Origin of the sequence: Methylobacterium sp. DB0501 (assembly GCF_011043735.1) — a bacterium.
Taxonomy (GTDB): Bacteria; Pseudomonadota; Alphaproteobacteria; order Rhizobiales; family Beijerinckiaceae; genus Methylobacterium; species Methylobacterium alsaeris.
In genome coordinates this window covers 199303-211912 of sequence record NZ_JAAKGV010000015.1, presented here as the reverse complement: position 1 = coordinate 211912, position 12610 = coordinate 199303, and the positions used below count along the sequence as shown (strand labels likewise).

The window sequence follows — 12610 nt, the reverse complement described above, 5'->3', positions numbered from 1 at the left end:
GCGAGCCGGGAGGCGGCCGGCGAGGTGAAGGGCCTGGTCGAGGGCCTGCGGCGGCGGGGCGAGCCGGAGGCGGATGCCCACCGGCTGATGTACCGGCCGTGGGGCTCCTACCAGCGGATCGACATCGGCGCGCGCTTCCAGGTGAAGCGGATCACCGTGAAGCCGGGCGGCCGGCTGTCGTTGCAGAAGCACCATCACCGGGCCGAGCACTGGATCGTGGTGCGCGGCACCGCCGAGGTGACGATCGACGGGGTGGTGCGGCTGGTGCACGAGAACGAGGCGGCGTACCTGCCGATCGGTTGCGTGCACCGGCTGGTCAACCCGGGCAAGATCCCGCTCGAGCTGATCGAGGTCCAGGTCGGCAGCTATACCGGCGAGGACGACATCATCCGCATCGAGGACGTCTACGGCCGCGGGGGCGGCTAGAGAATTTTCCGACGAAGCGGATACCGGTCCGTCGTAGAAAATGCGGCAAGATCGAAGATTCTAGAGCGGCGTTCGATTCCGACGTGATCGGGCGCGGCTCTCGAGCGTTTTCCGACGAGGCGGAGGCCGGTTCGTCGGAGAGGACGATGCGAAGGCGAAGATCAGGGCAGCGTCGCGTCGTGCCGCTCCGCCAAGGGCAGGCTCGACCACCCGGCTCCCGGGCGAAAAACGGCGCGCCCGACGACGATACCGTGCATGTCGTCGTTCATCTCCGCAGCGATCTCGGCAATTCTGCCACCGAATTTGGTTAAATAGTACCAGTATAGGAAAAATTTCAAAATAAATTTTTTGCAACGTTAAGCGACGTGTAGGTATTTATGACCTAAGGACAGCAATCCATGCCGCAGGTGCGGCGCAGGAAGGCAGCGACCTTGGCTACCGGCTGTTCCACAGGTCCCGACTCGTCCGGCCGCCTGGACTGGCTGCTGCGCTTCGATGCGCGCACCGAGGCACGGTACCAGGCGGAGCACGGTGCCGAGCGCGGTGCCGCGTTGCGCCAGATCATCCTGGTCGGCCTCATCTTCTACAACGTCTACAATTTCACCAGCATGGTGCTGATGCCGGACATCGCCGACCTGAGCGTCGTCGCGCGTCTGCTCGTCATCACGCCGGCCTCCGCGCTGCTGGCCTGGCGGATCGTGCATATCGGGCCGAACCTGCGCGAAGCGCTCATCTTCTACGCGATGATCGGGGTCGTTGCGGCGCCGCTTTTCTTGTTCTGGCTGACGATGGCGCCGCTCGGCGCCTACGCTTTCGCCGATTCGACCCTCGCCATCATCTACGGCAACCTGCTTCTGACCCTGCGCTTCCGGTACGCCCTCGCCTTCACGATCGTGGTCCTGCTCGGCGCCATCCTGGCCGTCGTCACCAAGGTGGGCCTCGACCCGGACCTGCGCCTCGCCCTGCCGGTGCAGTACGGCACCGGCTGCGCCTTCAGCATCTACGCCAATTACCGGATCGAGCGGCAGCGCTGCACCGAGTATCTCCGTGTCCTGGCGGCGCAATCCGCCTCGGAGGCGGCGGAGGAGGCGCGGCGGCGCTACCAGGGCCTGTCGCATACCGATCCCCTCACCGGCCTGCCGAACCGCCGCGTCCTCGACGAGACCGCCGAGGCATGGTGCGCCGAGGAGCCGGCCGTCGCCGTGATGATGATCGACGTCGATCACTTCAAGCCGTTCAACGACACCCTGGGGCATCCGGAGGGCGACGCCTGCCTGCGCCGCCTGGCCGCCCTGTTCGCGAATCTTGCCGCCGGGCCGGACGTCCTGGCCACGCGCTTCGGCGGCGATGAGTTCACGTTCATGCTTCGAGGGGGCGGGGCCCTCGCCGCGGCGCGGTTCGCCGCCGCCCTGGTGCGCAATGTCGAGGAACTCGGCATCGCCCATCCCGGCCGCCCGGACGGCCTCGGCTTCGTCACGATCAGCGTCGGCGTGGCGCTCAAGGAAGCGGGGGTGGCTCGGACCCGGGACGGGCTGTTCGCACAAGCCGACCAGGCCCTCTACCGGGCCAAGCGCCGGGGGCGGAACGGGTACGCCCTCGCGGAAGGCGACGGGGCGGTCGCGGCGATCCCATCGATGGCGGTGGTCGCGTAACCTGCCTGACCCACCCGGCGCGGCCGGACGCGTCCCGCCGCGATCCCGGCGGGGTGCGTCAGCGTGAGGTGCAGTGCAAGGCCTCGCGCTGGCACGCGAAGCCCGGGGTGGAGCAATGGACCCCGTCGGCGCCGCGGGTGCAGATGCGACAGGAATCGGTCCATTCGCGGCAGCCGGGGTCGTCGGCCGGCGACACGATTCCCGCGGAATGCACCGGCCCGCGGGCCGGTGCGAGATGGGCGACGAAGATCGTCGCCAGGGTGGCGGCGGCGGCGATCCACGCGAAGGCGGCGTCGCGGGAGCGGTCGGGTCGGAGTTCGGCCATGCCGGGGGTCCTCACCTGCGGCTCCCTGCCTGTCAATCCAGGTCGGCTTATTCGGCCGCCCGGACCTCGGGCGTGGCGACGCCCGCGGCGGCGAGGCGCGGGGCAGCCGAGGCCTCGGCCACCGGCAGCTCGTCCTCCTCGGCCAGGACCACGAAGCGGCCGGCCTCGCCGTCATAGACCAGCAGATGGCCGGTCTCGATCTCGAACAGCCAGCCGTGCAGGGTGAGCTGGCCGGCGGCGAGCGCGCTCGCCACCGCCGGGTGGGTGCGCAGGTGGTTGAGCTGCACCAGGACGTTCTCCATCGCCAGGGCGTGCAGGCGGCGCTTGTCGTCGATGTTGTCCGGATAGGCGTCGCAGACGATCTTGCGGGCGGCCTCGCCGTGACGCAGCCAGGCGCCCACGTTCGGCATCTTCTCGGCGAGGCCCGGGGTCAGCAGGCCCTTCATGGCGCCGCAATCCGAGTGGCCGCAGATCACGATGTCGCGCACGCCGAGCGCCATCACGGCGTACTCGACCGCCGCGGTCACGCCGCCCAGCATGGTGGCGAAGGGCGGCACGATGTTGCCGACATTGCGGGTGACGAACAGCTCGCCCGGGCCCGCCTGGGTGATCAGCTCCGGCACGACGCGGGAATCGGCGCAGGAGATCACCAGGGCCTTCGGCTTCTGGCCGTCATGGACGAGGCGTTGATAGACCGAGCGCTGGCTCGGGAAAACCTGCTCTCGGAACTGGGTGAACCCCTGAACGATGTTGTCCATCATCGGCAACCTCCTCTCTCACGGCCGCGACCGCGCCGGCCCCGGAGGGCCGCGCCATGGTCCCGAGAACGTGGCTGGCGCCCGCGGGTTGCCCCGGGGGGCGCGTCTGCCTGTGCGTCATCTGGCCCGGCGCCGGGGCGGGATGAGGATCCCGACCTCGGCCGTGACCGGGCGCGGCGGCGCTCGACCCCACCGTGACGGGGACGGACGGATCGGGTTGGGCGACGCGCAGGCGCGGTGCGCTATGACGGCGCGGCGATTTCTGCGACGAAGGGCGCGCCCGCGAAGCCGAGCCCCCGTCCGGAGCCCCGTTCATGCACCCGCACACCTTCCTCTGCGTCGACGCCCATACCTGCGGCAACCCGGTGCGGGTGGTCGCCGGCGGCGGGCCGGTCCTGCCGAATGTCGGCATGGGCGAGAAGCGGCAGATCTTCGTCGCCGAGCACGACTGGGTGCGCCGGGCCCTGATGTTCGAGCCGCGCGGCCACGACGCGATGTCCGGCTCGATCCTCTACCCGCCGTCGCGGGAGGATTGCGAGCTCGGCATCCTGTTCATCGAGGTCTCGGGCTGCCTGCCGATGTGCGGCCACGGCACGATCGGTACCGTCACGGTGGCCTTGGAGCAGGGCTTCGTCGTGCCGCGCGTCGAGGGCCGCCTGTCCCTCGAGGTGCCGGCCGGCAAGGTCGAGGTCGAGTATCGCCGCGACGGCCGCTTCATCGACGAGGTCCGGCTCTACAACATCCCGAGCTACCTGCACGCCGCCGACGTCCGGGTCGAGGTGCCGGGCCTCGGGGCCCTCACCGTGGACGTCTCGTATGGCGGCAACTTCTACGCCATCGTCGAGCCGCAACCCAGCTGGGCCGGCCTCGACGCTATGACCTCCGCCGACATCCTGACCCTCTCCCCGCGGGTCCGCGAGGCGGTGCAGCGGGCGGTGGCCCCGGTCCACCCCGAGGATCCGCGCATCCAGGGCTTGAGCCACGTGATGTGGGCCGACCGGCCGAAGCACCCGCAGGCGCATGCCCGCAACGCCGTGTTCTACGGCGACAAGGGCATCGACCGCTCGCCCTGCGGCACCGGCACCTCGGCCCGGATGGCGCAGCGGGTCGCCCGGGGCCTCCTGAAGGTCGGCGACGACTTCGTGCACGAGAGCATCATCGGCACGCTGTTCCACGGCCGGGTCGAGGCGGCGGCGGAGGTCGGCGGTCGCGCCGCCATCCGCCCGAGCATCGGCGGCTGGGCCCGGGTGATCGGGCACAACACCATCCTGGTCGATGAGCGCGATCCGCTGGCCTTCGGGTTCCAACTGGCGTGACAATGCGGGGGCGAAGCGTCGAGCCGGCAAGTCGAACCTGCGGTTCTCCGATCCTCGACGTCGAGGGGATTTCGTTGCCGGATGACGCGGTTCCGGGAGGGCGTCCTACTGCGACGCCCCCTCCCCGATCACCGTGAATCCTTGCGCCTCGAAGAAGCGCCGGGCGGCCTTGCTCCTGAGATAGGTGAGGAAGCGCGGACCGCCCTCGCCCTTCGCGTCCGCCGTCACCGCGAAGGGATAGATCACCGGCGGGTGGCTGCCCTCCGGAAAGACCCCCACCACCTTCACCCCCGGATCCGACTTCGCGTCGCTCTCGTAGACCACGCCGAGCGGTGCCTCCCCGCGCGAGACCAGCGCCAGGGCGGCCCGCACGTTGTCGGCCTGGGCGAGCCGCGGCTGCACCTGCGCCCACAGGCCCAGCTTCTCGAACGCCGCCTTGGCGTACTTGCCGATCGGCACGGCGTTCACCTCGCCGGTGGCGAGGCGTCCGTCGGGCCCCAGCGCCCGGGCGAACCACTCCGGCGTGAAGGCCGCCTCGGCCGCCGCCGAGTCCTTCGGTGCCACCACGACGAGGCGGTTGGCGAGCAGGTTCACCCGGGTCCCGGGCCGGATCAGCTTGCGGGCGGCGAGGTAGTCCATCCATTCGAGGTCCGCCGAGGCGAACAGGTCGGCGGGCGCGCCCTGCTCGATCTGGCGGGCCAGCGCCGAGGAGGCGGCGTAGCTCGCCCGGACAGGGATCCCGCTCTCGGCCGTGAACGCCTTGCCGGCCTCGTCGAGGGCGTTCTTCAGGCTCGCCGCCGCGAACACCGTCGTCGGCTCCGCCGCGGCGGCGCCCGTCACGGACGTTCCGGCGGCGAGGAGGATCAGGCAGGCGGCCCGGAGGGCGCGGGTGCGTCGCATGGGGTCTTCGTCCTTCGTCGCGGCCGGGCAGGTCGGCTGTCGCGCTATATGCAGCCGCGCAGATCGCCGGCCAGCCCCGATCCCTCCACCAACCATCGTCGGGTTCCCGTGACGCGCTGCCGCGTGCGACACTCCCCCAAACGAACAAGACGGCTTCGGGGGGAACCATCGCCATGCTGCTCTACGAGCACCCGCTCTCGTCCTATGCGCAGAAGGTCAAGATCGTCCTGCGCGAGAAGGGCGTGGCCTTCACCGCCGAGTTGCCCGAGACCTTCGGCACCGGCCGGAGCGACGGCCCGTTCGCGGCGGCCAACCCGCGCACCGAGGTGCCGGTGCTGATCGACGGCGAGGCCCGGATCTTCGAATCGACCGTGATCCTCGAATACATCGAGGAAAGCTGGCCCGTGCCACCGCTGCTGCCCCGCGACCCCGCCGCCCGCGCCTTTGCCCGCATGACCGAGGAGGTCTGCGACACCCAGTACGAGGCGGTGAACTGGGGGTTCGGGGAGATCCTGTGGTTCCGCCGCGCCACCGGGGCGCTGGCCGACCGCCTGCGGGCCGAAGCCGCGGCGCAGACGACCGTGTTGCAGGACTGGCTCGCCGGCCGCCTCGGCGAGGCGGACTGGTTCGGCGGCCCGTCCTTCGGCTGGGCCGACGCGGCGGCGGCGCCGATGGTCAACCGCTCGGTGCATTACGGGCTCGGGCCGCCCGAGGGCAGCCCGCTCGCCCGCTGGCACGCGAGGGTGCGCGAGCGCCCCGCGGTGGCGCAGACCTTCCGGGAATTCGATGCGGCGGCCGCCCGGATGGCCGAGGCCTCCGACCTTTACACGACCGGCGGGCGCCGGCGCGAATACCGCGACCACCGGCTCGAATGGATGGTGAAGTCCGGCGGCGTCGATGTGGTGCTGGCGGGCCTGCGCGACCGCAACATCCGTTTTCCCTGGCCCGGCGCCGCAACCGGCCCCGGCGCCGACACGCCCTGACACGCCCCCCGACCGCCCTCCCGGGAGACCCCATGCACCCCTTGCGCATCCTCGACCGCCTCGAGGAGATCCTGATCGCGAGCCTGATGGCCGGCGCGACGTTGCTGATCTTCGTCGCCGTCGTGCACCGCTACGCCTCCGGCATCGACCTGCTCTACCCGCTCACGACGGCGATCCACCTCTCCTGGGCCCAGGAGCTGTGCATCTACATGTTCGTCTGGATGGCGAAGTTCGGCGCCGCCTACGGCGTGCGCACCGGCATCCATGTCGGTGTGGACGTGGCGGTGAACCAGCTGCCGCCGGCCTGGCGCAACCGGGTCGTGCTGTTCGGCCTGCTCTGCGGCGCCCTGTTCACCGCCATCGTCGGCACCATGGGCGCGCGCTTCGTCTACGGCCTCGTCGACACCGACCAGACCACGCCCGACCTCGAGATCCCGAGCTGGATCGTCTACCTGGCGATCCCGCTGGGCTCCTACCTGATGTGCTTCCGCTTCCTGCAGGTCGCCTGGAGCTTCTGGCGCACCGGGGAGCTGCCCCACCACGATCCCGGCCATGTCGAGGGCGTGGTCGAGAGCCCGCACGCCGCGCAGGACCTCGCGCAGGACCTGGCACACGAGACCCGCACCGGAGGTTCCGCGCGATGAACGCCGCCATCATCTTCGGGCTGCTCATCGCCCTGATGCTCACCGGGATGCCGATCTCGATCGCCCTCGGCCTCTCGGTGCTCACCTTCCTGTTCACCATGACCACCGTGCCGATCGAGGCGGTGGCGCTCAAGCTGTTCACCGGGATCGAGAACTTCGAGATCATGGCGATCCCGTTCTTCATCCTGTCGGGCAACTTCCTCACCCATGGCGGCGTCGCCCGCCGGATGATCAACTTCGCCACGTCGATGGTCGGCCACTGGCACGGAGGCCTCGGGCTCGCCGGCGTGATGGCCTGCGCGCTGTTTGCCGCCATCTCGGGCTCGAGCCCGGCCACCGTGGTGGCGATCGGCTCGATCATCCTGCCCGCCATGGTGGCGCAAGGGTTCCCCAAGCGCTTCGGTGCCGGCGTCATCACCACCTCGGGCGCGCTCGGCATCCTGATCCCGCCCTCGATCGTCATGGTGATGTATTCCGTCGCGACGAGCGGCGCGGTGGTGACCGGACCCGACGGCCAGCGCGTCTCCTCGGCCTCGATCTCGACCCTGTTCGTCGCCGGCGTCATCCCGGGCCTGATGCTGGCCGCGCTCCTCGGCCTCACCACCTGGTACCGGGCGCGCAAGTTCGGCTACCCGCGGATGCCCAAGGCCAGCTGGCGCGAGCGCTGGGTCGCGTTCCGCAAGTCGGTCTGGGGCCTGCTGCTGATCGTGCTGGTGCTGGGCGGCATCTATAGCGGCGCCTTCACGCCGACCGAGGCGGCGGCGGTCAGCGCCGTCTACGCCTTCGTGATCGCGCTGTTCGTCTATCGGGATCTCACCTGGAAAGACGTGCCGCGGGTGCTGCTCGATTCGGCCAACATGAGCGCGATGCTGCTCTACATCATCACCAACGCGGTGCTGTTCTCGTTCCTCATGACGAGCGAGCAGATCCCGCAGGCGATGGCGAGCTGGATCACCGGGGCCGGCCTGAACTGGGTGGTGTTCCTGCTGATCGTCAACCTGCTGCTGCTCATCGCCGGCAACGTGATGGAGCCCTCCTCCATCGTGCTGATCATGGCGCCGATCCTGTTCCCGATCGCCGCCAAGCTCGGCATCGATCCGGTCCATTTCGGCATCATGATGGTGGTCAACATGGAGGTCGGCATGTGCCACCCGCCCGTCGGCCTCAACCTCTACGTGGCCTCCGGCATCACCCGGATGGGCATCACCGAGCTGACCATCGCGGTCTGGCCGTGGCTGCTGACCATGCTGATCTTCCTGGTGATCGTGACCTACGTCCCGGCGATCTCGCTGTGGCTGCCGCGGATGCTCGGAATGATGTGAGGACCGCGGGAGCGGCGCCCGGCCCCCCTGCGATCGGGCGCCGCTCCGGTCTCGGTTCGCCGCCATCGTCCGCGACGAACCGTCATCCCCTTCGTCGGACATGCTCCAGTCGGGCGCGATCTTTTCGCGCTCGGCTTTACCGTTCGTCAGGCTGTGGGTCGTAACGGTTATCCGCTTCCCGCGAGCGGATGAACCGACATGCGCCATGCCCGACGGTTCCTCCCGGCCCTGCCCGCCGCCGGCGCCCTCGCCCTTGTGCTGCTGGTCCCCGTCCTCGCCGCGCTCACCCCCCGCTCGGGCCCCGTCGCGGTGCTCGCGCGCCCCGGGGCCGGGGCGGCGGAGGCCGCCCGCATCGTCGCAGCCGCCGGCGGCCTGCTCGTGCGGTCCGGCCGCTTCGACGCGCTGCTGATCGCCGCCTCGGACGAGCCGGGCTTTGCCCGCCGCCTCTACGCCGCCGGGGCCTGGCTCGTCGTGCATCCGGCGCTCGCCGGCCCCTGCGCCCCCYCCCCGACCCCCACGGACCCACCCCCGCGATGATGACCATCGACACGCTCCGGCGCGCCTTCGCGCGCGTCCTGATGACGCTCCTGTGGCTGCACCTGCCGGTGCTCGCCGCCACGCAGATCCTGGTCGGCGGGTTCGACCCCGCCCAGTTCGCCGGCGCCGGCCTGCTCGCCCTGGTCGCCACGCTGCTGTGGTGGCGCGACCCGATCGGCCTGCCGACCCGGCTGGTCGGCGGCGTCGCCCTGATCGGCATGCCGGCCCTGCTGATCGCCGCCCTCGACGGCCATCCCTGGCAGGCCGACACCCACATGTACTTCTTCGCCTGCCTGGCGGTGCTGGTCGGCTGGTGCGACTGGCGGGTGGTGCTGGCGGCGGCGGGCGCGACGGCGCTGCACCACCTCATCCTGAGCCTGACCGTGCCGGCCCTGGTCTTCCCGGGCAGCTCCACCGGCGACATCGCCCGGGTGCTGCTGCATGCGGGGATCGTGCTGATCGAGACCGGCGTGCTGATGTGGATCGCGCACCGGGTCGCGCTCGCCTGCTCGGCCCTCGACAGCGCCGAGGCGGCCGCGGCCGAGATCGAGCGCCTGCGCCGGCTCGAGGCCGAGCAGAGCAGCGCCGAGGGCGAGGCCGAGCGGACGCGCCGGGCCGCAACGCGCCAGCTCGCCGACGGGTTCGAGGTCGCGGTCGGCGGCATCGTCGGCGAGGTCTCGCAGGCGGCGGACGACCTCCAGGCGACCGCCCATACCCTGTCGGCGGCGGCCGGCCGCAACGCCGCCCAGGCGGGCGCGGTGGCGGGTGCCGCCGCGGGCGCGGCCGAGGCGGTCGACACCGTCGCCCGCGCGATGACCGATCTCGGCGCCTCGGTGGCCGAGATCGGCCGCCAGATCGACGCCTCGGCCGAGCGCGCCGAGGCGGCGGTCGGCGAGGCTGCCCGTACCGCCGAGCTGGTGCGCGACCTGAGCGAGGCCGCGACGCGGATCGGCGACGTGGTCGGGCTGATCTCGTCGATCGCCGACCAGACCAACCTGCTGGCCTTGAACGCCACCATCGAGGCCGCCCGCGCCGGGGCCGCCGGCCGCGGCTTCGCCGTGGTGGCGGCGGAGGTGAAGGAACTCGCCGGCCAGACCGCGAAGGCGACCGACGAGATCACCGGCCAGATCGGGCGGATCCAGCGCTCGACCGAGCAGGCGGTCGGCGCCATCGGGACGATCGGCGGCCGCATCCGCGAGATCAGCGCCGTGACCGGGGTGATCGCGGCGGCGGTGGAGCAGCAGGGGGCGGCGACGCAGGCGATCATCCGCAATGTCGGCGAGGCCGCATCCGGGACGGGCGCCGTGCGCGAGACGATCGGCGCCGTCGCCGGCATCGCCGGCGAGACCGGCCACGCCGCCGAGCGGCTGCTGACCTCGGCCTCCGCCCTGTCACGCCAGGCCGGGCATCTCGACGGCGAGGTCCGCGACTACGTCGCCTCGGTGCGGGCGGGGTGACGGGCCCGGGCTTCGCGCGCGTTCGGGATGGGGTAGGCTGACGGGCGATCCGATCCCGGACCTGCCACCCCGGAGCCTGCCATGTCGCTCGTCGTCCCGGTCATCCTCGGCTCGGTGCGCCAGGAGCGCAACGGCCTGCGTGCCGCCCGCTACCTGGTGCGGAGCCTCGAGGCCCGCGGCCACGAGGCGCCGCTGGTCGATCCGGCCGAACTCGGCCTGCCGCTGCTGACGCGGATGTACAAGGAATACCCGAAGGGCGAGGCGCCGGAGGCGCTGGAGCGCCTCGCCGCGCTCCTGCGCCGCGCCGACGGATTCGTGGTGGTCTCGGCTGAGTACAACCACAGCATCCCGCCGGCCCTGTCGAACACCCTCGACCATTTCCTGGAGGAGTATTTCTGGCGGCCCTCGGCGATCGTCTGCTACTCGGCCGGCCGCTACGGCGGCGTGCGGGCGGCGATGCAGCTGCGCGCCATGCTGGGTGAGCTCGGGACCCCGAGCATCCCGTCGCTCCTGCCGATCCCGGAGGTGCACAAGGCGCTGGACGAGGACGGGCAGCCGGTCCAGCCGTGGTTGGAGCGTCCGACCCGGCGCTTCCTCGACGAACTCACGTGGTACGCCGAGGCGTTGCGGGAGAAGCGGCGGGGCGGCGTGCCGTATTGAGGACGGTCCGGGCCGGGACGTTTCGGCGAGCGCCGAAGCCTCCGGGATGCGCGCGGGGCTAGCGTCCGGCGCCGGCCACCGGCCGGAACCGGAGAGCATCAGCCATGAGCGCAGAAACGAGCGCAGACGCCGCCATCCGCCACATCCACGAGCAGTGGCACGACACCGTGGTGCGTCGCGACATCGACGGATTGACGGCGCTCTACGCCGACGACGCCGTCTTCGAGAGCCCGCTGGTCTGGGCCTCCCTGCCGGGGGGCGGCACCGGCCTCCTCGAGGGGAAGGCGGCGATCAGGGAGTTCTTCGAGTGGGGCTTCCGCTCGCCGCAGAACGGCCTGGGCCGCTGGTACCGCACGAGCGTCTTCTTTTCCAACGGGCGGCAACTGGCGTGGGAATACCCGCGCTGGACGCCCGACGGCGATCAGATCGACCTGATGGAGATGATCGACGTCTCCGGCGGGCTCATCGCCCATCACCGGGTCTATTGGGGCTGGGTCGGGGTCGCGACGCTGTCCCGCCGGCCAGGACCCTGACCGGATCGGTCACGGCCGGGCGGGCGCCCTCACACCACCCCCGCCCGCAGGATGTCGTGGATGTGCAGGATACCCACCGGGCGCCCACGCTCCACCGCGAACAGGGCGGTGATCTGGCTGCGGTTCATCAGCTCCAGGGCGGCGCTGGCGAAGGTGCCGGGGGTGGTGGTGATCGGGGTCGGCGTCATGATCTCCTCGACCCGGCGGGCCAGGAGGTCGCTGTGGCCGTCGCCCCGGCTCATGTGGCGGCGCACGTCGCCGTCGGTGATCATGCCGACGAGCTGGCCGTGATCGTCGACGATGCCGGCGCAGCCGAAGCGCTTGCCCATCACGGCGATCAGCGCCTCCGAGACCCGCAGGCCCCGGGGCACCAGCGGCATCTCCTCGCCGGCGTGCATCATCTGGGCCACGGTCTTGAGCCGCGCCGCGAGCTTGCCGCCGGGGTGGAACACCTTGAAGTCGCTGGCCGAGAAGCCGCGGCGCTCCAGCAGGGCCACCGCCAGCGCGTCGCCCAGCGCCAGCTGGATCACGCTCGACGAGGTCGGCGCCAGGTTGTGCGGACAGGCCTCCTTCACCAGCGGCAGCGGCAGCAGGATGTCGGCGGCCTGGCCGAGCGTGCTCGCCGGATTCGAGGTCATGCCGATCAGCCTGACGGCGAAGCGCCGGGAGAAGCTGATGAGGTCGCCGAGCTCCGCGGTCTCGCCCGACCAGGACAGGGCGATGACGATGTCCTGCTGGGTGATCATCCCAAGGTCGCCGTGGCTGGCCTCGCTCGGGTGGATGAACGAGGACGGCGTGCCGGTCGAGGCGAGCGTCGAGGCGATCTTGCGCCCGATATGGCCGCTCTTGCCGATGCCCGACACGATCACCCGGCCGGGGATGTCGTGGATCGCCGCGACGGCGGCGCCGAAGCCGGCCTTCAGCTCGTGGTCGAGGGCGCGGGCGAGGGTCAGGAGCGCCTCGGCCTCGGTGCGGACGCTGCGGATGGCGGAGAAATGCGCCGCCTCGACCACCTGCCCGCCGTCGGCCTCCGCCGCGTAGCTCCCGGCCCGGTTCGAACTCTCCATCGTGCTCCTCGACGCCGACGCGTACCTTCT

14 protein-coding genes are annotated in these 12610 nt (G+C 71.2%); 10 read left to right on the top strand and 4 right to left on the bottom strand.

What is annotated here, in order from left to right:
• On the top strand, nt 1-426 hold a 426-nt coding region (locus tag G4G93_RS22035; RefSeq protein ID WP_165087171.1), incomplete at its 5' end, for a cupin domain-containing protein.
• A 431-nt stretch (nt 427-857) separates the two neighbouring features.
• Nucleotides 858-2078 (top strand): diguanylate cyclase, encoded by a 1221-nt coding sequence (locus tag G4G93_RS22030; protein ID WP_165087169.1) that lies wholly within the window; start codon nt 858-860, stop codon nt 2076-2078.
• A gap of 58 nt (nt 2079-2136) precedes the next feature.
• Here G4G93_RS22030 and G4G93_RS22025 read toward each other — a convergent pair whose 3' ends face one another.
• Nucleotides 2137-2403, bottom strand: coding sequence for a hypothetical protein (locus tag G4G93_RS22025; RefSeq protein ID WP_165087168.1), 267 nt, complete (start codon nt 2401-2403; stop codon nt 2137-2139).
• Between the two features lie 47 nt (nt 2404-2450).
• Entirely contained in the window at nt 2451-3161 is a 711-nt protein-coding gene (locus G4G93_RS22020) for a carbonic anhydrase (RefSeq protein WP_165087201.1), read from the bottom strand.
• A gap of 314 nt (nt 3162-3475) precedes the next feature.
• Here G4G93_RS22020 and G4G93_RS22015 point away from each other — a divergent pair, with 314 nt between their 5' ends.
• Nucleotides 3476-4477: a 4-hydroxyproline epimerase gene (locus G4G93_RS22015; protein ID WP_165087166.1), complete on the top strand. Its 1002-nt coding sequence runs from the start codon at nt 3476-3478 to the stop codon at nt 4475-4477.
• 105 nt (nt 4478-4582) lie between these two features.
• Here G4G93_RS22015 and modA read toward each other — a convergent pair whose 3' ends face one another.
• Entirely contained in the window at nt 4583-5377 is a 795-nt protein-coding gene (gene modA / locus G4G93_RS22010; protein ID WP_165087164.1) for a molybdate ABC transporter substrate-binding protein, read from the bottom strand.
• A 173-nt stretch (nt 5378-5550) separates the two neighbouring features.
• Between modA and G4G93_RS22005 the strand changes: the two genes are divergently transcribed.
• The 7 genes from G4G93_RS22005 to G4G93_RS21975 all read left to right on the top strand — a co-directional run bounded on the left by G4G93_RS22005 (nt 5551) and on the right by G4G93_RS21975 (nt 11513).
• Nucleotides 5551-6360, top strand: a complete 810-nt coding sequence (locus tag G4G93_RS22005) for a glutathione S-transferase family protein (protein WP_165087162.1) — start codon at nt 5551-5553, stop codon at nt 6358-6360.
• A 32-nt stretch (nt 6361-6392) separates the two neighbouring features.
• On the top strand, nt 6393-7004 hold the full coding sequence (locus G4G93_RS22000) for a TRAP transporter small permease (protein WP_165087160.1): 612 nt from the start codon (nt 6393-6395) through the stop codon (nt 7002-7004).
• A complete protein-coding gene (locus G4G93_RS21995; protein ID WP_165087158.1) occupies nt 7001-8326 on the top strand; it encodes a TRAP transporter large permease in 1326 nt (441 codons plus the stop codon). The genes G4G93_RS22000 and G4G93_RS21995 overlap by 4 nt, the downstream gene beginning before the upstream one ends.
• 198 nt (nt 8327-8524) lie before the next feature.
• A complete protein-coding gene (locus tag G4G93_RS21990; protein ID WP_165087157.1) occupies nt 8525-8863 on the top strand; it encodes a hypothetical protein in 339 nt (112 codons plus the stop codon).
• On the top strand, nt 8860-10320 hold the full coding sequence (locus G4G93_RS21985; protein WP_165087156.1) for a methyl-accepting chemotaxis protein: 1461 nt from the start codon (nt 8860-8862) through the stop codon (nt 10318-10320). Before G4G93_RS21990 ends, G4G93_RS21985 begins: the two co-directional genes overlap by 4 nt.
• Nucleotides 10321-10401: 81 nt before the next feature.
• Nucleotides 10402-10980, top strand: coding sequence for an NADPH-dependent FMN reductase (locus tag G4G93_RS21980; RefSeq protein WP_165087154.1), 579 nt, complete (start codon nt 10402-10404; stop codon nt 10978-10980).
• Nucleotides 10981-11084: 104 nt separating this feature from the next.
• The gene (locus G4G93_RS21975) at nt 11085-11513 is read left to right on the top strand and encodes a nuclear transport factor 2 family protein (RefSeq protein WP_165087152.1); all 429 of its coding nucleotides are present in this window, start codon (nt 11085-11087) and stop codon (nt 11511-11513) included.
• A gap of 29 nt (nt 11514-11542) precedes the next feature.
• On the opposite strand, the gene G4G93_RS21970 is transcribed toward G4G93_RS21975, so the two are convergent.
• Entirely contained in the window at nt 11543-12580 is a 1038-nt protein-coding gene (locus tag G4G93_RS21970; protein ID WP_165087151.1) for an SIS domain-containing protein, read from the bottom strand.
• Nucleotides 12581-12610: the final 30 nt, after the last annotated feature.